This window comes from Pseudomonas sp. HLG18, assembly GCF_051903985.1.
Lineage (GTDB): Bacteria > Pseudomonadota > Gammaproteobacteria > Pseudomonadales > Pseudomonadaceae > Aquipseudomonas > Aquipseudomonas fluorescens_BT.
Window position 1 is genome coordinate 1,772,095 of sequence record NZ_CP195831.1, and the last position, 17,566, is coordinate 1,789,660.

Consider the following 17,566-nt stretch of genomic DNA (forward strand, 5'->3'; position numbering starts at 1 on the left):
GGATAGCTATGCCTTGGCTCAGGGGTGGAACAGTCACCGTTACTTATGGTTCGAATACGGTTGTTGGCGCCAACGCAGACTTTGCTGCGAACGCGCGGATCGGAGATTCCTTTATCGGTCCAGACGGGTTGAACTACGAAATCGGGAACGTTGCCAGTGCGACGGTAATTTCAATAATTCCTCCATACCGGAGCGCAACAGCAAGCGGTGCGTCGTACGCGATCATGCCGGTTCAGGGCTACCCGAAAGCACTGGCAGATGCGTTCAACAGCATCAACCTCCAGTGGGGCACCAAGCTCGCGGCCCTGGGCACAACTGGTAACTACGACACTCTGCCGTTGTACAAAGGTGGTACCGGTATAGCGGTCAACACTCCAAGTGAACTGCTGGCGAACCTCGGTGCGATGCCTACAGCTGGTGGCGCTTTCTCGCCGTCTTTCAACGCCCTGAGAGTTATCACCGGAGCGGTTCCGTCCGCCAGTGGGGGCTTCATGGGTTGGAACGAGACGGGCAACGGCAGCGGCATGTCCGGTGCGGTGTCATTCACCTGCAACCAGGGCGGCGGCATAGGTGGATTCAGTTGGCGCACTGTGAACCAGGCTAACACCGCCGGTGGCCCCTTCATGACCTATTCGTATGCTGGCGTGTTGAACGTACCTGTGGGACTTCAACTGGCGGGTCGGAATGTTGTCGAAAGCGGTTCTAACGCCAACGGAACCTGGGTTCGCTTCGCCGATGGTACGCAGTTTTGCTGGTTCACCACCGGGTCGATCGGTGCAAGCACCGTTCAAGGTAACTGCTGGATCAGTACGCCTGCCACCTGGACCTATCCGGCAGTATTTGTCACCGGTTCAGAGCCTGTGGTTACAGGTGTGACGAACTCGGGCAACGGCGTTATTTCACTCAATGGGGCCCCGACAACTACAAGCGTCTCATGGTCGCGCGTGGCCTTTTACAACGACGCCACCGCCCGCGCCTCGCGCATGATGGCCGTTGGCCGATGGTTCTGACTGGAGGACATCAATGATTATCAAGCTTTCGCCCATCCGCATGGAGGGCACCATGACGCTATCCAAGGCCGGTGACGCTCTCACCATCGATGGGGAAACGTTCGACTTCACCGCGCTGCTCGAAGGGGCGGTGCTGCCCGCCGAAGCCGTCGGTTCTCCGCGTGTTGTCCAGCCGGTTGAGCGTGTCGGTGGGCAGTTGATTATCACGCTGGCGCTGCCAATCGCAGTCGATGCCGGTGAAGCCGCGTGCTTCCCGGCTGATATTGCCAACCCGCCGGATGGCGAAGTGAGTTTGCCGCGATGAATATCGATTTCAGCAAGATGGTCACCGCCGAGCAGCGAAAGGCTGAGCAGTTCGAGGCTGATCTCGAAACGGCCCGCGCCCAGCGCCGCGCAGCCTATCAGGCCGAGTCCGATCCACTACGACTGGAAATCGCCTATGACGCCATGAGCCAAGGCCTTGAGCCGGACTTCTCGCCATGGGTTGAATCGGTCGCCGCAATCAAGGCGAGGTACCCGCTGCCCGAGGCTATTCCGGCCTGATGCACCAAAGAACAACCAGCCGCCCGTGAGGCGGTTTTTTTTTCGCCTGGAGAAAATGATGACTGTGACCGAACAAGACCGAGACATTCTCGCCCGGACGATCTGGGGTGAGGCGCGCGGCGAGACATCCGCCGGCAAGGTGGCCGTGGCCTGGACCATCCGCAATCGCGTGCTGGATGGGAAGCCCAAGTCATGGTGGGGGGAGGGCTATGCCGGGGTCTGCCAGAAACCCTACCAGTTCAGCTGCTGGAACAAGGGTGACCCGAACTATCCGTTCCTCAGTGGCGCCCGGGAGATCCCGTTCCGTGAGCTGGCACAGTGCCGGATTGCTGCTGACCAGGTAATCGACGGCAAGGTGCCGGATCCTACCGGTGGTGCCACGCACTACTACGCGCTCAGCATGAAGACGGCGCCCGGCTGGGCGGCGAAAGCCAAGCAGACTCTGCAACTGGGCGGACACGTCTTTTTCAAGGATGTGCCGTGATGGCGGTGCCGTGGAGGTTGGTCGGCGCCGTGACGCTGGCGCTCATCGCCTGGGCCGGCGCCTGGCAGGCTCAGGACTGGCGCTACGGGAAGCAGTTGGCCGAGCAGGATCGTCTGCACACCGACACCCTCAATCAGTTGACTATGGCGGCGGCCACCGCGCAGCAGGCCGAGCAGGACAAGCGGCTGGCGCTCGAACAGCGGCTGGCGGCCAGTGACAAAACCCACTCCGAGAAAATGACCAATGCTCAAAAAGACCAGGCTTTGCTGCGCGATCGCCTTGCCACTTCTGATCTGCGGCTGTCAGTCCTCATCGACGCGGGTTCAGCCGGTGGCTGTTCAGTGCCTTCCGCCACCGGCGCCGGCGGCGTGGTTCATGGCCCCGTACGAGCCGAACTTGACCCGGCGCATGCTCAACGAATTGTCGCCATCACCGGTGAAGGTGACCGAGGATTGATTGCGCTGCAGGCATGTCAGTCTTACGTGAAGGCGATCAGCAATCGCGCTCCTGCGCCTCCCTGAGTAGGCGCTGGTTTTCCTGGAACAGGTGCACGTTCTGACGCTTGACATCATTCAGGACGCGAAGATCGCTCGTCAGCACGGTTGTTTGAGCTTGAAGGCGATGCACATCGGCCTGGGCTGCCAGCAGTTGTTTCCGTAGTAGGTCACGGTCTTTGTTAGTTTCGGTGTTCATCTCGACCAACTTGAATATCCGCTCCCGCTCTTCGCGAAGCTGGTGGTTCAGTTCCTCGAATTCATTTTCGTAGAGTCTGAGCTGCTGACGGCAGGTTTCGAGTGGCGTCGGGCAGCCGAGCCAGTCGTCGGTGTTTTCGATATCGGAGGGATCCACGGTAGTGCCTTGCTTTATACTGTTTGGATATACAGTAATCGAGACGCGGCGGTGCGGCGAGAGTGAGGCGACGAGCTGTAGTAAGCGGCTGCTTTCGCCCAAAAGCAGACGTAAGTAAGCAGGTGTCTCCGACAAATATTGAGCGTCGGACTAGATAGCCTTGCACTAGAAGGCGTACGTGCACGAATGGTGTTTGAAAATAAAAAAACTCGAAAGAATGTTTGCGAACCTTTTCCAAATACCTCGATTTTTACTGCTTTTCAGCTATTTTGGAGTCTAGGACTAACAAGCCAAGGACGGACCTATGCAGCAGCGAAACCTAGCGGGTAGTGTTGACGAGATCAGAATCAATGCTAATGACATGTTCGAGTGTAAGTATTGGGCCAAAAAATTTGGTGTCACTGCGAGTGAGCTTAAATCCGTGGTTAAAGCTGTGGGTGATTCCCCGAGCGCGGTCCGCAGCAGAATCGAAAAATCCGCTAAAAAACTCAGTTCGCCAGCGATATAGCACAATTAAATAGAACCGAGACGCGCAGTCCTTTCTGATTTGTCTCATCTAAAAAATTGAGCGTGACGCGTGCATCATTACGATTAGCTATCGCGCTCACAATAGACAAACCCAACCCTGAGCCAGACTCACCGGAGCCCAAACTACGGTAAAACGGGTCGAACACCAGTGCCTGTTCTTCAGGGGCGATGCCCGGTCCCGAATCCTTGATTTCGATCAGCACGCCCAACTCCACCGACTCGACACTCATATCGACCCGTCCGCCCGCCGGGGTGTAGCGAATGGCGTTGTCCACCAAGTTCTTGATCAGGATGAACAGGTCCAGCTCATTGATGACGACCTGCGCATCCTCGACACTTTCCACGCCGATATCGATGTCCTTTTCCTCGGCCAGCGGCAGCAGGTCTTCAAGCACACGGCGAAACACGCCGTGCACCGAAACCGGCGTCTCGGTGCACGGCGAAACTGATTGCGCTGCCGCCAGAGCCAGCAATTGCTCGATGAGATTACGGCTGCGCTGGATTCCCTGAGCCAGGGGGACAAAGCTGTGTTGGGCGGCCTCTGACAACGGTGCCGCCGCCAGGCGCTCGGCTTGCAGCGACAGAGCCGTCATCGGTGAGCGCAGTTCATGGGCGGCGTCGGCGATAAACCGTCGCTGCGTTTCCATGGCCTGTGCGACGCGCTTGAGTAAACGATTGATCGCCACTACGAAAGGCCGGACTTCGCTCGGCAGGTGCTGCTCATCGATCGGATGCAATGCCTGCTGGTCGCGCAGATCTATCTCTGCCGAGAGCGTCGCAATCGGCCGGAATAGCTTGCGCACCAGGTCGCCGACCACCAACAGCAGCACCGGAAACAGAATCAGAAACGGCAGCAGGCTGCGCAAGGCGCTTTCCCGCGCTTCCTTGTCGCGCACGTCGGCCTCTTGCGCTACCACGATACGTTCGCCGGTCGAGATGGTTCTGACCAACGCGCGAAAGTTTTCACCGGCAATGTTCAGTGTTGACAAGCCGTCAGCCAGGGTCACCGGAAACGGCAACGGAATGCTTACGTCATCATTGCCAGTAGCATCGGCGCTATCGGCCAGGTACTGCACGATGATCCGCGATTCTTCGTCGTCGCCGGCGATCCGTTCGGCACCGGGATAATGCAGGGTCATGTGCTGGCGGTCGAACAGCACCGCCACCTGACGCAAGCTTTCGTCCTGCATTTCGTGCGCTTCGTCGAGTGCCGAAATGAACGCAAACGCACCGGCCAGCAAGGCGACGATGAGAATCGCCAGTGACAGGGTGATGGAAAGCCGCGACTGTACCGAGTCGCTCAAACGCCTTTTGAAACCATCCATCCCATCCCCCTGACGTTCTTGATGACATGGTTTCCCAACTTTCGCCGCAATGCATGGATCAGAAACTCCACGGCATTGCTTTCCACTTCGTTGCCCCAACCGTAGATCCGGTCTTCCAGCTCGCTGCGCGAAAGTATCGCCCCCGGGCGTATCAACAGCGCTTGCAACAGCGCAAATTCGCGGCTGGAGAGCTGGACGTCGCTGATGTCAGCGGTGGCGGCCTGTTTGGAGATCAGGTTCAACGACACCTCGCCGTTGTCCAGCAGCGATTGCGCGTTGCCGCCGCGCCGGCGCAATACCGCGCGCATGCGTGCCAGCAATTCAGCCATGGCGAAGGGTTTGAGCAGGAAGTCATCAGCGCCGCCATCGAGCCCGCGCAGACGATCGTCCAGGCCATCGCGGGCGGTAATGATCAGCAACGGCACCGGATTGTTACGTGCGCGAATGGCATCCAGCACATCGAGCCCGTCCTTGCCCGGCAAGCCGAGGTCAAGCAGCACCAGGTCATAGGTCTGGGTGTCCAGCGCCGCCAGCGCGGTGAGGCCGTTTTTCACGCAGTCGGTAGCGTAGCTCGCGTCCTTCAGCGCACCTTCGATGGCATCGCCAATCATCAGATCATCTTCGACCAGCAGAATCCGCATGCACCGCTCCTGCAGAAAAGGCGCGACGGAGAGCTCCGTCGCGCCTGTATTGAAGCACTTGAGCCGGCGTTTGTCCGCCGCCGGTTGCGCCCGGACTTACTGCCGAGGGCCTTTCATCGTATCGAAAGCCTTGAGCAAGTCGTCCATCGCCGCCTTGCAATCAGCCTGCTTCGGCGAACTGGCGCGCAGAGCATCGAGCGCACGGTCGATGGCTTTGTCCAGCACATGCCAGTCAGCGGCGGCGCGCGGCTTGATGCCGGCTTCGGCGGAATCCCAGGAGCTTTCCAGATCCTTGATCCGGGTCTTCGCGTCGGGCAGGTCATTCTTTTCGACCAGCGCGCTGACGTCGGCAGCGATACTGCGGAACTCGCTGAGGTCGCCCAGTTTCGAGCCGGACTGCGCCGGCGCACTCATCGAGCTGGTCGGCGTGCCGGCAGCGGGCTTATCTGCGGGTTTCGAGCAACCGGCCAGGCTGCCGAGCAGTACCAGAGACGAGACGAGCGCGACGTGACGAATAGCGGTTTGAAAGCGCATGTTGAATTCCTTGATGGGTATCTGAAGGTTATTGAATCGCGGCCTTACGGTTGCCGACGCTGATTTGCGCGACCGCCACCAACAGCACGATGACGGTCAGAAAAATTGCGCTGGTCCAGGCGGCGCCCATGCCCAGGCCACCGTAGGTCTTGGCCTGGGTCAGCAGATCGCCGAGAGAGGCACCGAACGGGCGGGTGAGGATGTAGGCGATCCAGAAGGTCAGCACCACGTTGGCCCCGAGGCGCCAGGCCAGCAGCGTCGCTGCAATCAGCGCCCCGAAAATCACCGCACCTAGGGTGAAGCCCAGGCCCAGCGCTTCGGTGGCCAGATCGCCGGCGGCGGTGCCGAGAGCAAAGGTGCAAAGCACCGTGGACCAGTAGAAAAGTTCGCGTCGCGGCGTGTTGATCTGACGAATCGACAGGTTGTTCTCCACGGTGAACCAGATCAGGAAATTCACCGCCAGCAGCACCGAAAATACCGCCGTGCTGACATACAGGCTAATGTCGAGCATGTCGGTCATGATGTCGGTGATCTGCGTACCGACGATGCTTACAAGCACCACGGTCAACCAGTAGATCCACGGCGAATACGCGGTTTTGCGCATTTGCAGGAACAGCGCGCCACCCAGCAGCAGCGCCATGCCGACGCTGGTCCAGCCAGCGCCGAACCCCGCGTCAACGGCCAGGAAGTCGGCGCCGGTTTCACCCACGGTGGTCGATAGAATCTTGATCACCCAGAAGGCTAGTGTCACTTCGGGTACTTTATTAAGCCATCCGGCTTTTGCGGGATTCATGTGCGAGTTGCCTCTCCTGAACAGCGCTGAACTTGCGCTAAGGGGAGAATACGGCTGAAGACTTAGCTGAGACTGAGGGTTTGCTCGGTCTTGAGAGTAGGGAGAATGTGCTTCAGTAACACGCTATTAGCTCGTTAAACGCAATCTTTAATAGTCGCAAAATGGATCTGCATACTGACTACTTTTGGCCGATAGCGGTCATTCAGGAGTCATCAACACGGCCAAGGTCATCTTGATGAACTCCTCATTCCGATCGATTGCGGCCAGAGACTCGCGAACGTTTTCTGCGACGTCGGCAGATCCGCGCTGCTCCACCCATAGGGTGAGTTCCATGATGGCTGCCTCGAGGGCGAGCTGGTTTTCGTTGATTTTGAAGAGCAGAGAGGGGAGCAGATCAGAGTTGGACATTGCGGTTTCCTCCGTGAAAGAACCCAGCGTAGCACCGTGTTACATGAAGAGTGTTTTAAGTTTGGCAGGACGCCAGAGAGGAGAGTGAAAAGCTGTTAGTTATGGAACGCGTCCAGAATAGTTATGGAACACATCCTGATGTCAGCAGAAATTCTGGCACGCCAGAAACGACAAAGCCCTGAATAATCAGGGCTTTGTCGTATCAAATATGGCGGAGGCGATGGGATTCGAACTCATGGACCTGTTACAGTCGACGGTTTTCAAGACCGTTGCCTTAAACCACTCGGCCACACCTCCGTTGCGTTGCGGGCGCCATAATACCTGAATGAAACACACTGTCAAACTCTGTGCATGGCTTGTTACAGAGCGTCTGTTATGATCTTTGCGACTGAACGTTTCAAACCAACAGGAGTGTCGCCATGCGCGAACAGGATTACGCAGTTCACAACAGCGTGCAGGCTGAGCAGCTAGAGGTTAGCCGCGTCCTGCGCAACACTTATGGCCTACTGGCACTCACCCTCGCATTCAGCGGTGTGATGGCTTTCGTGGCCCAGCAGATGCGCGTCGGTTACCCGAACATTTTCGTGGTGCTGATCGGCTTTTACGGTCTGTTCTTCCTCACCAACAAGCTTCGTGATTCGGCCTGGGGCCTGGTGTCGGCGTTTGCCCTGACCGGTTTCATGGGGTTCCTGCTCGGCCCGATTCTCAACCGTTACCTGGGCATGCAGGGCGGTGCTGAAGTGGTCAGCTCCGCGTTCGCGATGACGGCACTGGTGTTCGGTGGCCTGTCGGCCTACGTGCTGATCACCCGCAAGGACATGAGCTTCCTCGGTGGCTTCATCACCGCCGGTTTCTTCGTGTTGCTGGGTGCGACGCTGGCGAGCATGTTCTTCCAGATCAGCGGCCTGCAACTGGCGATCAGCGCAGGTTTCGTACTGTTCTCGTCGGTGTGCATTCTGTTTCAGACCAGCGCCATCATCCACGGCGGCGAGCGCAACTACATCATGGCGACCATCAGCCTGTATGTATCGATCTACAACCTGTTCATCAGCTTGTTGCAGATCTTCGGCATCATGAGCCGCGACGACTGATCGACTGAATCGGCGTTAACGAAAAACCCGCGAAAGCGGGTTTTTTGTTGCCTGCAAAAACGTGATCAGACGATCAATTGATGATCATGCTGCCATCGGTGTGTTGCTTGTAGATCGTGTAGGGCAGCAGCAAGGTATCGAGCACCCCCGAGACCGCCGCATCGACCAGCAGGCCGGGAGAAGCGTTCTTGTAGTTGAACGCATCGACGTCATCCGGTTTTTCTGCGTGCAGCATGCAAAAATCGTAAGTCGCGCCGCTGTAGATGCGCGGGACGGCACCACAGTAGGTTTTCTGGTTCTTCAGTTGATTCACGGAGACCCTGTCGCTGAACGCCACGGTCTGCACCGTCCCGCACCCGGCGAGCATCAGTGTTGCCAGCATCATTGCCTGCGTTTTCATATCGCCGTTCCTTAGCCGGAAAAACCACAATTTACACCGTACATGCTTGAAAAGTATTCAGGCCATCGGCGGCAACCGTCGCTTGACCGGTGTTTTCTTGACGATGGCCGTATTGGTCTCGGCCAGGGTATTGAGGCGGTCGAGCAGGGTGTCCAGTTGCTCCATCGACCGCACATGCAGACGGGCAATGAAGCAGTCCTCGCCGGTGACCTTGTCGCACTCGGTGAACTCGGGAATCGACAGGATCTGCCTTTCCACCTCCTGCAATTGCCCCGGTAACGGGCGCACCCGGACGATGGCCTGCAACTGGTAGCCGAAGCATTTCGGGTCGATCTCCACGGTGTAGCCCTTGAGCACGCCGCGCTCCTCCAGCCGGCGCAAGCGCTCGGCCACGCTCGGTGACGACAATCCGCTGATCTGTGCCAGGGCCTTGAGCGAGCGTCGGGAGTCTTCCATCAAGGCTCCGATCAGAATCTGGTCGATATCGTCGGTCATGCAAAAAACTCCCGCATTAGGTGAATGGCGAAAACCACCCTTGATAAAAAAGGCAGAAATCGAGTTTAGCCTGCCTTTTGCGCTGGAGAAGCCCCGATCTCGCTTGGCATACTTTTGCCACACATTAAGGAGATTGATGATGGAAAAAACAATCCGGCGCGGCTCATTCGAAATGACCGCTGCCATGCTGATATCCGGGACGATCGGCTGGTTCGTGCTGGTGTCCGGTCAACCGGTACTCGATGTGGTGTTCTGGCGCTGTGTATTCGGTTCCGGCACTTTGCTGCTGATTTGCGCCGCTTTCGGTTTCTTGCGCCCGGGCATTCTGACCCGCACCACGTTCCTGTTGGCGGTACTCAGCGGCATGGCGATTGTTGGCAACTGGGTGCTGTTGTTCGCCTCGTATTCCCGGGCTTCGATCGCCATTGGCACGGCGGTGTACAACGTGCAGCCGTTCATGCTGGTGGGATTGGCCACCCTGTTTCTCGGCGAGAAAATCACCCTGCAAAAGCTGTTCTGGCTGGGGATTTCATTTATGGGAATGCTGGCCATCGTCAGTGCCCATGGCGTGCAAGGCGAGGGCGGCAATGATTACCTGATGGGGATCGCGCTGGCGCTGGGGGCGGCGTTTCTGTACGCCATTGCCGCATTGATCATCAAGCGCCTGACCGGCACTCCCCCGCACTTGATTGCGTTGATACAGGTCTGCACCGGCGTGCTGCTGCTCGCGCCGTTCGCACATTTTTCAGCGCTGCCGCAGGCGCCCATTGCCTGGGCCAGCCTGGTGACGCTGGGCATCGTTCACACCGGTCTGATGTATGTATTGCTCTACGGCGCGATCCAGAAACTGCCGACGGCACTGACCGGCGCACTGTCGTTCATCTATCCGATTGCGGCGATTTTCGTCGACTGGTTCGCCTTCGGCCATCAACTGCAGACCCTGCAATGGATCGGCGTGGCGGCGATCCTGCTGGCCGCCGCCGGGATGCAACAGGGCTGGGGCTTCAAGTCGCGGCGTCTGGCGGCGCAGTAACGCTCAGATGTTCCAGCGCGGTGCGGTTTTCGCCAGGCGCTGGCGCATCTCGCCGATGTTGGACGCCAGTTGCCGGGTCAGCAGACGGTAACCGTCGAGCGGGCTGTAGACCGGCGCGTCGAGGCTGGCGTCCGGCAATTCCAGCGGGCGCCCAAGGCGCTGGGTCGCACCGGTTTTCAAGGCCCGGGCCATGCCGATCAGTTGCACACGGATCTGCCGGTGCTCGGCCTTCAAGGCCGATTGCAAGTGGGCCATCGCGTCAAGATCGTTGCTGTCCGGTCGGGTATTGCCGAGGATTTCAAGCGTGCTGATGCACATGCGCAGGTTGCGCTGGATCGCGTCCAGTTCGGTCATCGAAACCTTCACTTCCTTGGACACTGACGGCATCAACGAGCGCAGCTGCACCATCACGGTGTTCAACCGGCCCATCAGTTTCAGATGTTCATCGGCCGAAACCGGTTCACCGCTGATGATCCGCCCGTACACCGTGGCGCAATCGCGCAAGGCATCGGCCAGGTTGTAGCGCCACGAATACACCGCGTACAGCGGCAGGGCGAAGGAAAAGGCCAGGGCCAGGGCGATACCGATCAGGATATCGACCCCGCGCCACAGCCCGTCAGTGATCGGATTGTCGCCATGCCCGGCGACAATGAAAACGGTGATGGCCGAGAGCAGGGCGGTGTAGCCGCCCTTGCCGATGGCGTGATACGAGAAGAATCCGCACACCACCGCCATTGCAAAATAGGTCAGCCACGGCATGCCCAGCCACGCCTGTTGCGCCACCAGCAACAGACCGACGCCGGCGCCGATCAAGGTGCCGGTGGCGCGTTCGGCGGCTTTCTTGCCGATGTTGCCGTGGTGCTGCAAGCCGCCGATGACCACGAGCATGGTCACCGACGCCCATTCGCCGTGGGGCAGGTTGATGCCGGTGGTCAGCAGGATTGTCGCCAGCAACCCCAGCGCCACCCGCACCGCGTGAATCAACCGTGCGTGCCGGTAGCGACGGTACGGGTCCAGCAGCGGCCGCAGGATCCGCCGCAACAGCGGCGGCCAGCGGTGAGGGCTGAAAGTGCTCAGCGTTTATTCCTCCTCAGAAGATGTAATCGGTGGCGATGAAGTTCGAATCCCGCCCGCGAATGATTTCGCTGATCAGGTCCTTGTTGGGCTCCTGGAACTTGGTCGCCACCAGGGTGCGGATCGAAAACACCCGCAGCGCATCGTGTACCGACAGCGTGCCTTCGGCGGAGTTCTTGCGCCCGTTGAACGGGTAGGTGTCCGGGCCCCGCTGGCACTGGGCATTCAGGTTGATCCGCCCGACCTGGTTGGCGAAAGTGTCGACCAGTCGGCCGACGGCCACCGGATTGGTGCCGAAGATGCTCAGTTGCTGGCCGAAGTCCGACTCCAGAACATAGTCGATCACGGTATCGAGATGACGGTACGGCACGATCGGCACCACCGGGCCAAATTGCTCTTCCTGATAGACACGCATCTGCGGCGTCACCGGGTACAGCACCGCCGGGTAGAAGAACGAGGCCCGTGCTTCACCGCCATTCGGGTTGACCACCTGGGCGCCTTTGCTGTGCGCGTCAGCCACCAGACTGTGCAGATAATCGACCTTGCCCGATTCCGGCAGCGGCGTCAGCGAAACCCCGCTGTCCCACGGCATGCCCGGTTTGAGGCTGGACAGTTTCGCGTTGAATTTCTCGATGAAGCTTTCGACCACGTCTTCATGCACAAAAAGGATCTTCAACGCAGTGCAGCGCTGGCCGTTGAACGACAGCGAACCGGTGACCGCTTCGCTGACCGCGTTATCCAGATCCACCTCGGGCAGGACGATGCCGGGGTTCTTCGCATCCAGCCCCAATGCTGCACGCAGGCGGTGCGGTTTCGGGTGCAGTTTTTTCAGGTCGCTGGCGGCCTTGTTGGTGCCGATGAAGGCGAAGATGTCGATCTTGCCGCTGGCCATCAGCGCGCTGACGGTCTCGCGACCGCTGCCGTAGATCACGTTGATCACGCCGGTGGGGAAGCTGTCGCGGAAGGCTTCAAGCAGCGGACGGATCAGCAACACGCCGAGCTTGGCCGGTTTGAACACCACGGTGTTGCCCATGATCAGCGCTGGAATCAGCGTGGTGAAGGTTTCGTTCAGCGGATAGTTGTAAGGCCCCATGCACAGCGCCACGCCGAGCGGTACGCGGCGGATCTGGCCGAGGGTGTCCTGTTCCAGCTCGAAGCGGCTGGAGCGGCGGTCGAGTTCTTTCAGTGCGTTGATGGTATCGACGATGTAGTCGCAGGTGCGGTCGAACTCTTTCTCCGAGTCCTTGAGGTTCTTGCCGATTTCCCACATCAGCAGTTTCACCACGGCGTCGCGCTGTTGGCGCATGCGCCCGAGGAAGGCTTCGACGTGCTGGATGCGCTCGGCCACGCGCAGGGTCGGCCAGAGGCCCTGGCCACGGTCGTAGGCACGCACGGCGGCGTCGAGGGCGGTGAGGGCGGTGTCGGCGTCCAGCAGCGGCGTACTGCCGAGGATCACTTGTTCGTCGCCGTTGTCGCCGTGCAGATAGACCGGACTGCGCACGGTGGCGAGCGGGCCGTCCCAGCGGCGCAATTCGCCGTCGACCAGATATTCGCGTTGCTCGATCTGACCGTCGAGGCGGTATTTTTCCGGGATGTCGCTGACAGAAGGGAACAGATTGCCAAGGATGTTTGCTGTGGTCATGTCGCTACCCCGTAGAAGATGTCGGCGGGCCGATTGGAAAAGGCTTTACAGGTTATACGCCTGAATTCACTGAAATTTAAACCCGCAAATGTCACGGGAATGTCACGCGGGCATGAGCCCTGACTGGCCCCGGATGCCCCCCTCACTGTCCCGCAATGCCCTCAACCCGCCGCCGTCGCTGCCTTATGGTGTGATCACAACAATAAGCAGCACCTCACGCGAGGATCTTTATGCGGGCATTCCGATTCACCTGGCTGCTGATGCTGGCCGTTGCGCTGGCCGGTTGTGGCGAAGATGCCAAACCCCCGACCTCATCCGGCATCGCCCGTAGCGCCATGCCGTCCGACCCGGCGCTGGCGCAGATCTACGCCAACAGTTGCCAGCTCTGTCACGCCAATCCCGCCGCCAACGCGCCGCTGACCGGTGACCGCAAGGCCTGGGAACCGCGCATCCGGCAGGGCGCCGACACGCTGCTCGACCACGCCATCAATGGCTACAACGGCATGCCGCCGATGGGCCAGTGCGTCGAGTGCTCGGAAGAACAATTCCTTCAGTTGATCGGCTTCATGGCCGACCAGCCGCTCCCACAATAAGGATCCTGGCATGCCGATAGATCTGACACGCCGGCAGTTGTTGCAACGGGCAAGCATCGTCGGGGCGTTCAGCGCGCTGGCTTCCAATCCGGCGCTGGGCCAGTTGATGCGCGCACCGCGGCTGATTCCCTGGCGCAACTGGTCGGGCGGGCAAAGTTGCCTGCCGGCGGCGCGGGTGGCACCGAAGAATCTGGATGAATTGACCGCAGTCATCCAACAGGCCCCCGGCAAAATTCGCCCGGTCGGCTCGGCGCATTCCTTCAGCGCGCTGGTACCCACCGACGGCACGCTGCTGTCGCTGAGCTACTTCAACGGTCTGCTCGATCACGACCCGAAAACCCTGCAAGCCGAATTCGCCGCCGGCACGCCGATGTCGCGCATGGGCAGGCCGCTCAAGGACATCGGCCAGGCTCTGCAAAACATGGCCGACATCGACTATCAGACCCTCGCCGGGGCCATTTCCACCTCGACCCACGGCACCGGCAAAACTTTCCAGTCCTACTCGGCTCACGTCTGCGGGATGCAACTGGTGACCGCCAGCGGCGAAGTGCTGGACTGCGACAGCCAACGCCATCCCGAAGTATTCAACGCCGCCCGGGTATCCCTCGGCGCGTTGGGCGTGGCGACCAAAATCCGCCTGCAAAACCGCCCGGCCTATCGCCTGCGAGAAACCCAGTGGATCGCCAAAACCGAAGAGCTGCTGGAAGACCTGGACAAGAACACAAGCGAAAACCAGCACTGGGAAATGCTCGTTGTCACCCATTCCGACTATGCCTTGTCGATCGCGCTCAACGAGACCACCGATCCGCCCACACCGCCGATCCCACCCGAAGAGGAGGGCGGCAACGAGTTCGTGACCCTGATCGAGAAGATCGACAAATACGGCAGCGATTTCCCGGGCCTGCGCAGTTCGCTGCTCAACAGCCTGCGGCATCTGGCGAGTTTCGAGGATCGGATCGGCGACTCGTTCGACATCTACGCCAACGTGCGCACCGTGCGCTTCAACGAAATGGAATATTCGGTGCCCGCCGAACATGGCCCGGCGTGCCTGCGCGAGATTCTCAAACTGATCCGCGACAAGGACCTGCGCACCTGGTTTCCCATCGAGTACCGCTACGTCAAGGCCGACGATATTCCGCTGAGCATGTTCGAGGGCCGCGACAGCTGTTCGATTTCGGTGCACCAGCATTATCAGATGGATCATCACAATTTTTTTGCGGCGGTCGAGCCGATCTTCTGGAAGTACAACGGCCGGCCGCACTGGGGCAAGTTGCACACGCTCAATGCCCGCACGTTGCAAACGCTCTATCCGCGCTGGCAGGAATTCATTCAGGTACGCCAGGCGCTAGACCCCAGCGGCAAGTTTCTCAACGGGCATCTGTCGTCGATTCTGGGGGTGAGCTGATGGCGGTCAATCGACGTAATTTCGTGCTCGGGACTTTGGGTGTTGGCGCTTTGCTGGTGGGGGTTGGCGCATGGCTGCGACCGGGGGATCGCGGCGGGCCTTACAGCGAATATTTCCGGGCGCTGAACAATGAACTCAAGACCAAAGGCCCGATGCGGCCGGTGTTGCTGATCGACCTGGATCGCCTCGATCACAACATTGATGTGGTCATGCGCTCGGTCAAACGTGGCGGCAAGCAACTGCGGCTGGTGGAAAAATCGCTGCCATCGCCGGGTCTGCTCAGCTACATCGGCCAGCGCGCCGGGACGCAGCGACTGATGTCGTTTCATCAGCCATTTCTCAACCACGATGCGGTCACCTTCCCGCAGTCGGACATCCTGCTCGGCAAGCCACTGCCGGTGCGCTCGGCAGAGCTGTTTTATCAGACCCACAAAGGTCCGTTCGATCCCGCGAAACAACTGCAATGGCTGCTCGACGGCCCCGAACGTCTGCAGCAATACTTTGCACTGGCTCAGGGATTGGGCACGCGGATGCGGATCAATATCGAGCTGGACGTCGGCCTGCACCGGGGCGGCGTCAGTGACCTTAACGTGCTCGGGCAGATGCTCGCGCTGATCGCCGCCAACCCGCAGCACCTGGAGTTTGCCGGGTTCATGGGCTACGACCCGTTCGTGGGCATGGGCGTGCCGGGGATTCTCGGCTCGCCCGACGAACTGTTTGCCAAAGTGATGGTGATTTATCAGCGTTGTGTCGACTTCACCCGGCAACAGTACCCGGCGTTGTGGCATGACGGCCTGTGCCTGAACACTGCGGGGAGTCCGAGTTACCGCATGCATGAAAACGAAAATCTCAGCAGCGAAGTGTCGGTGGGGACGGCGATGCTCAAACCGACGCACTATGACCTGCCGTCGCTGAGCGAGCATGTGCCCGCGGTCTACATCGCCACGCCCGTTCTAAAAAGCACCGGCCCAGTGAACATCCCGGCGCTGGACAACAAGTCCAAGCTGTTCTCGTGGTGGGACACCAACCAGCGCCAGACCTTCTTCATCTACGGCGGCAACTGGATGGCCGAGTTCGAATCGCCGCCGGGATTGCAGAGCAACGGCGTGTACGGGCGCAGTTCGAATCAGGAGATGGTAAATGGCTCAAATGCTGTGGGGCTGAACGCAGACGATCAGGTCTTTCTACGACCAACCCAGACAGAGGCGGTATTACTGCAATTCGGTGATCTGTTGGCAGTGCGAGGGGGCAAAATTGTAGATGTGTGGCCGGTTTATTTCTGAAACTCAAAAATAACGTATCACTTAATTCACAAGTACCTCGCGCGTCTACTGTCAGATATGACAGTAGACGCGCGAGGCCTTTGGGGTATTTTAAAAAGGCAAAGTCATGAGTCCCCTCTTTATTCAACAGAGGGCTTGTCTATTTATCAGGGATGTCAAAATGAACACAGAAACAGTTACTCCACCTGCAAATGATTATATCGTGATAAAAATTGACGATCAGCAGGATTTCAGGGTCGACCATAAAACGTTTGAACTGAGTGGCAATAGTATCAGTGTTACCGCGCGTGAAGGTCGTGGCGGTAATATGGAACCCAAGCAGGATCTTTTTTTCAGCTGTCCAGGATACTCTGGGCACTATGCTTTTGATGCTCTATTGAATGCTATGTTTCAGCAGCATTCGGATATGTACTTTTTCAAATACGCCCCCATTAACGGGGGAGGTGCGGTTGTTATGCGTAACCCGGCCGCTGCACATGGTGCTTTTAGTATGGAAATGAAGTTGTTTTACAATAGCGGTCCAATAGGTATTATTGTTCCGGAGTTAATCAGGGTTCACGTTGCTTTCAATTTTGATTTGAATCCACAGACTTGATAACGTTTTTTAGTCAATATCAAATGCGTTATGCAGGCCGATTAATCGGGCGGCCTGCATAACGCATTTTTTGTATGGCGATAGTCGCCATCCATCCTCTTTCGAACATGAAGCTTTCATGACAAAAGTTCGGTAGCACATCGCCAGTCCGGTCATGCCTATGTAACGCGCTTGAGGGGCCCTTTGGGCGCTTTTCACAAGCCGAGGCGGGACGCCGGGAGTGAGGCAATGGGGACTATGGAACGCTACTCGAAAGTGGGCATGCAGGAACTCGATCAACGCCTGTCGAAGATCGTCGAAGCCGCGCGCAAGAAGCCGGTTTCGGTGTATCGCTACGGCGCGCCGTGGGTCTGGATCGTGTCGCAGGATGACTGGCAGGGCGCCTTGAAAGAGGTCTCCAGCTACATTCCGTCGGGTCATTCGCTGGTGCTGTTGCGCCCGCAGATCGATGACCTGTTCGACGCTCACGGCGACCTCCTGCACGACCTCAATGCCCAGCCCGGCATGCTGATCCCGGCGCAAACGGTGATGCATATTCTGCTCCTGCAACTGCTGTATTCGGTGCCCAGCGAGCAGCAGCTCTACGAACAACTCAATTACAACCTGCTGTTCCGCTGGTTCGTCGGCCTGGGCCTGAACCAGAAAGTCTGGAGCTTCAACGTCCTCAGTCGCGACATCGCCACGCTGCTCAACGAGCCGCGTGCGGTGCAGCTCATCCAGAAAATCATCGGCGAAGTGTTCTGCGGCGCGCTGCTGCAAATGCCCGAGTTCTCGTTGAACTTCGCGCTCCTGCACACATGGCTGGGCAAGCACGCCTGCGCCCCGCAAGTCAGCAATTAA

23 protein-coding genes and 1 tRNA gene are annotated in these 17,566 nt (G+C 58.8%); 13 read left to right on the plus strand and 11 right to left on the minus strand.

Translation table 11 applies throughout. From position 1 onward, the window contains the following. Window positions 1–8: 8 nt before the first annotated feature. The 5 genes from ACSPX5_RS08190 to ACSPX5_RS08210 are packed head-to-tail and all read left to right on the plus strand — an operon-like array spanning window position 9 to window position 2,558. Window positions 9–1,010 carry a phage tail protein gene (locus ACSPX5_RS08190; protein ID WP_439821414.1) on the plus strand — a complete coding sequence of 334 codons (1,002 nt, stop codon included), beginning with the start codon at window positions 9–11 and terminating at the stop codon, window positions 1,008–1,010. Window positions 1,011–1,023: 13 nt separating this feature from the next. Beyond that, entirely contained in the window at window positions 1,024–1,314 is a 291-nt protein-coding gene (locus ACSPX5_RS08195) for a hypothetical protein (RefSeq protein ID WP_439821415.1), read from the plus strand. Next, entirely contained in the window at window positions 1,311–1,553 is a 243-nt protein-coding gene (locus ACSPX5_RS08200; protein WP_439821416.1) for a hypothetical protein, read from the plus strand. The genes ACSPX5_RS08195 and ACSPX5_RS08200 overlap by 4 nt, the downstream gene beginning before the upstream one ends. 58 nt (window positions 1,554–1,611) lie before the next feature. After that, window positions 1,612–2,037 (plus strand): cell wall hydrolase, encoded by a 426-nt coding sequence (locus ACSPX5_RS08205; RefSeq protein ID WP_439821417.1) that lies wholly within the window; start codon window positions 1,612–1,614, stop codon window positions 2,035–2,037. Then, entirely contained in the window at window positions 2,037–2,558 is a 522-nt protein-coding gene (locus ACSPX5_RS08210) for a lysis protein (protein WP_439821418.1), read from the plus strand. The genes ACSPX5_RS08205 and ACSPX5_RS08210 overlap by 1 nt, the downstream gene beginning before the upstream one ends. Here the strand turns inward: ACSPX5_RS08210 and ACSPX5_RS08215 are convergent. Then, window positions 2,530–2,886, minus strand: coding sequence for a hypothetical protein (locus ACSPX5_RS08215; protein ID WP_439821419.1), 357 nt, complete (start codon window positions 2,884–2,886; stop codon window positions 2,530–2,532). The genes ACSPX5_RS08210 and ACSPX5_RS08215 overlap by 29 nt on opposite strands. Window positions 2,887–3,190: 304 nt before the next feature. Here ACSPX5_RS08215 and ACSPX5_RS08220 point away from each other — a divergent pair, with 304 nt between their 5' ends. Beyond that, window positions 3,191–3,394 carry a DUF3606 domain-containing protein gene (locus tag ACSPX5_RS08220; protein WP_439821420.1) on the plus strand — a complete coding sequence of 68 codons (204 nt, stop codon included), beginning with the start codon at window positions 3,191–3,193 and terminating at the stop codon, window positions 3,392–3,394. Here ACSPX5_RS08220 and ACSPX5_RS08225 read toward each other — a convergent pair. The 6 genes from ACSPX5_RS08225 to ACSPX5_RS08250 form a co-directional block, all read right to left on the minus strand. Continuing rightward, on the minus strand, window positions 3,375–4,739 hold the full coding sequence (locus tag ACSPX5_RS08225; RefSeq protein WP_439821421.1) for an ATP-binding protein: 1,365 nt from the start codon (window positions 4,737–4,739) through the stop codon (window positions 3,375–3,377). The two genes, ACSPX5_RS08220 and ACSPX5_RS08225, sit on opposite strands and share 20 nt — an antisense overlap. Next, window positions 4,715–5,380: a response regulator gene (locus ACSPX5_RS08230; RefSeq protein ID WP_439821422.1), complete on the minus strand. Its 666-nt coding sequence runs from the start codon at window positions 5,378–5,380 to the stop codon at window positions 4,715–4,717. Before ACSPX5_RS08230 ends, ACSPX5_RS08225 begins: the two co-directional genes overlap by 25 nt. A gap of 96 nt (window positions 5,381–5,476) precedes the next feature. Then, window positions 5,477–5,914, minus strand: a complete 438-nt coding sequence (locus ACSPX5_RS08235) for a hypothetical protein (protein ID WP_439821423.1) — start codon at window positions 5,912–5,914, stop codon at window positions 5,477–5,479. Window positions 5,915–5,942: 28 nt separating this feature from the next. Next, window positions 5,943–6,707, minus strand: coding sequence for a COG4705 family protein (locus tag ACSPX5_RS08240; protein ID WP_169841589.1), 765 nt, complete (start codon window positions 6,705–6,707; stop codon window positions 5,943–5,945). A gap of 198 nt (window positions 6,708–6,905) precedes the next feature. Continuing rightward, window positions 6,906–7,115, minus strand: coding sequence for a hypothetical protein (locus ACSPX5_RS08245; protein WP_439821424.1), 210 nt, complete (start codon window positions 7,113–7,115; stop codon window positions 6,906–6,908). 209 nt (window positions 7,116–7,324) lie between these two features. Continuing rightward, window positions 7,325–7,412: transfer RNA gene (locus tag ACSPX5_RS08250), tRNA-Ser, on the minus strand. Window positions 7,413–7,534: 122 nt separating this feature from the next. Between ACSPX5_RS08250 and ACSPX5_RS08255 the strand changes: the two genes are divergently transcribed. Further along, the gene (locus ACSPX5_RS08255; RefSeq protein WP_027613775.1) at window positions 7,535–8,206 is read left to right on the plus strand and encodes a Bax inhibitor-1/YccA family protein; all 672 of its coding nucleotides are present in this window, start codon (window positions 7,535–7,537) and stop codon (window positions 8,204–8,206) included. A gap of 73 nt (window positions 8,207–8,279) precedes the next feature. Here ACSPX5_RS08255 and ACSPX5_RS08260 read toward each other — a convergent pair whose 3' ends face one another. Together ACSPX5_RS08260 and ACSPX5_RS08265 are read right to left on the minus strand one after the other, a co-directional pair. Continuing rightward, window positions 8,280–8,606, minus strand: coding sequence for a YceK/YidQ family lipoprotein (locus tag ACSPX5_RS08260; protein WP_207867397.1), 327 nt, complete (start codon window positions 8,604–8,606; stop codon window positions 8,280–8,282). A gap of 57 nt (window positions 8,607–8,663) precedes the next feature. Next, entirely contained in the window at window positions 8,664–9,101 is a 438-nt protein-coding gene (locus tag ACSPX5_RS08265) for an Lrp/AsnC family transcriptional regulator (protein WP_064381847.1), read from the minus strand. Between the two features lie 139 nt (window positions 9,102–9,240). On the opposite strand from ACSPX5_RS08265, the gene ACSPX5_RS08270 reads away from it, so the two are divergent. Beyond that, window positions 9,241–10,134, plus strand: a complete 894-nt coding sequence (locus tag ACSPX5_RS08270; RefSeq protein ID WP_439821425.1) for a DMT family transporter — start codon at window positions 9,241–9,243, stop codon at window positions 10,132–10,134. Between the two features lie 3 nt (window positions 10,135–10,137). On the opposite strand, the gene ACSPX5_RS08275 is transcribed toward ACSPX5_RS08270, so the two are convergent. Both ACSPX5_RS08275 and ACSPX5_RS08280 read right to left on the minus strand, forming a co-directional pair. After that, window positions 10,138–11,175, minus strand: a complete 1,038-nt coding sequence (locus tag ACSPX5_RS08275) for an FUSC family protein (protein WP_439821426.1) — start codon at window positions 11,173–11,175, stop codon at window positions 10,138–10,140. 49 nt (window positions 11,176–11,224) lie between these two features. After that, window positions 11,225–12,850: an NADP-dependent glyceraldehyde-3-phosphate dehydrogenase gene (locus ACSPX5_RS08280; RefSeq protein ID WP_439821427.1), complete on the minus strand. Its 1,626-nt coding sequence runs from the start codon at window positions 12,848–12,850 to the stop codon at window positions 11,225–11,227. Between the two features lie 230 nt (window positions 12,851–13,080). On the opposite strand from ACSPX5_RS08280, the gene ACSPX5_RS08285 reads away from it, so the two are divergent. The 5 genes from ACSPX5_RS08285 to ACSPX5_RS08305 all read left to right on the plus strand — a co-directional run bounded on the left by ACSPX5_RS08285 (window position 13,081) and on the right by ACSPX5_RS08305 (window position 17,566). Beyond that, entirely contained in the window at window positions 13,081–13,443 is a 363-nt protein-coding gene (locus tag ACSPX5_RS08285) for a c-type cytochrome (RefSeq protein WP_439821428.1), read from the plus strand. A gap of 76 nt (window positions 13,444–13,519) precedes the next feature. Further along, window positions 13,520–14,848 carry a D-arabinono-1,4-lactone oxidase gene (locus ACSPX5_RS08290; protein WP_439822016.1) on the plus strand — a complete coding sequence of 443 codons (1,329 nt, stop codon included), beginning with the start codon at window positions 13,520–13,522 and terminating at the stop codon, window positions 14,846–14,848. Between the two features lie 74 nt (window positions 14,849–14,922). Next, window positions 14,923–16,131, plus strand: coding sequence for a DSD1 family PLP-dependent enzyme (locus tag ACSPX5_RS08295; RefSeq protein ID WP_439822017.1), 1,209 nt, complete (start codon window positions 14,923–14,925; stop codon window positions 16,129–16,131). 160 nt (window positions 16,132–16,291) lie between these two features. Continuing rightward, entirely contained in the window at window positions 16,292–16,726 is a 435-nt protein-coding gene (locus ACSPX5_RS08300) for a hypothetical protein (protein WP_439821429.1), read from the plus strand. A 228-nt stretch (window positions 16,727–16,954) separates the two neighbouring features. Then, complete coding sequence (locus ACSPX5_RS08305) at window positions 16,955–17,566, plus strand: transposase (protein WP_169430218.1); 612 nt, start codon at window positions 16,955–16,957, stop codon at window positions 17,564–17,566.

What these genes read in the sequence shown, in the direction of transcription:
- ACSPX5_RS08300 (WP_439821429.1), top strand. Translation starts at nt 16,292, where the DNA reads ATGAACACAGAAACAGTTACTCCACCTGCAAATGATTATATCGTGATA.
- ACSPX5_RS08255 (WP_027613775.1), top strand. Translation starts at nt 7,535, where the DNA reads ATGCGCGAACAGGATTACGCAGTTCACAACAGCGTGCAGGCTGAGCAG.
- ACSPX5_RS08230 (WP_439821422.1), bottom strand. Translation starts at nt 5,380, where the DNA reads ATGCGGATTCTGCTGGTCGAAGATGATCTGATGATTGGCGATGCCATC.
- ACSPX5_RS08240 (WP_169841589.1), bottom strand. Translation starts at nt 6,707, where the DNA reads ATGAATCCCGCAAAAGCCGGATGGCTTAATAAAGTACCCGAAGTGACA.
- ACSPX5_RS08225 (WP_439821421.1), bottom strand. Translation starts at nt 4,739, where the DNA reads ATGGATGGTTTCAAAAGGCGTTTGAGCGACTCGGTACAGTCGCGGCTT.
- ACSPX5_RS08285 (WP_439821428.1), top strand. Translation starts at nt 13,081, where the DNA reads ATGCGGGCATTCCGATTCACCTGGCTGCTGATGCTGGCCGTTGCGCTG.
- ACSPX5_RS08220 (WP_439821420.1), top strand. Translation starts at nt 3,191, where the DNA reads ATGCAGCAGCGAAACCTAGCGGGTAGTGTTGACGAGATCAGAATCAAT.
- ACSPX5_RS08260 (WP_207867397.1), bottom strand. Translation starts at nt 8,606, where the DNA reads ATGAAAACGCAGGCAATGATGCTGGCAACACTGATGCTCGCCGGGTGC.
- ACSPX5_RS08280 (WP_439821427.1), bottom strand. Translation starts at nt 12,850, where the DNA reads ATGACCACAGCAAACATCCTTGGCAATCTGTTCCCTTCTGTCAGCGAC.
- ACSPX5_RS08265 (WP_064381847.1), bottom strand. Translation starts at nt 9,101, where the DNA reads ATGACCGACGATATCGACCAGATTCTGATCGGAGCCTTGATGGAAGAC.
- ACSPX5_RS08205 (WP_439821417.1), top strand. Translation starts at nt 1,612, where the DNA reads ATGACTGTGACCGAACAAGACCGAGACATTCTCGCCCGGACGATCTGG.
- ACSPX5_RS08210 (WP_439821418.1), top strand. Translation starts at nt 2,037, where the DNA reads ATGGCGGTGCCGTGGAGGTTGGTCGGCGCCGTGACGCTGGCGCTCATC.
- ACSPX5_RS08270 (WP_439821425.1), top strand. Translation starts at nt 9,241, where the DNA reads ATGGAAAAAACAATCCGGCGCGGCTCATTCGAAATGACCGCTGCCATG.
- ACSPX5_RS08305 (WP_169430218.1), top strand. Translation starts at nt 16,955, where the DNA reads ATGGGGACTATGGAACGCTACTCGAAAGTGGGCATGCAGGAACTCGAT.
- ACSPX5_RS08195 (WP_439821415.1), top strand. Translation starts at nt 1,024, where the DNA reads ATGATTATCAAGCTTTCGCCCATCCGCATGGAGGGCACCATGACGCTA.
- ACSPX5_RS08245 (WP_439821424.1), bottom strand. Translation starts at nt 7,115, where the DNA reads ATGTCCAACTCTGATCTGCTCCCCTCTCTGCTCTTCAAAATCAACGAA.
- ACSPX5_RS08190 (WP_439821414.1), top strand. Translation starts at nt 9, where the DNA reads ATGCCTTGGCTCAGGGGTGGAACAGTCACCGTTACTTATGGTTCGAAT.
- ACSPX5_RS08235 (WP_439821423.1), bottom strand. Translation starts at nt 5,914, where the DNA reads ATGCGCTTTCAAACCGCTATTCGTCACGTCGCGCTCGTCTCGTCTCTG.
- ACSPX5_RS08200 (WP_439821416.1), top strand. Translation starts at nt 1,311, where the DNA reads ATGAATATCGATTTCAGCAAGATGGTCACCGCCGAGCAGCGAAAGGCT.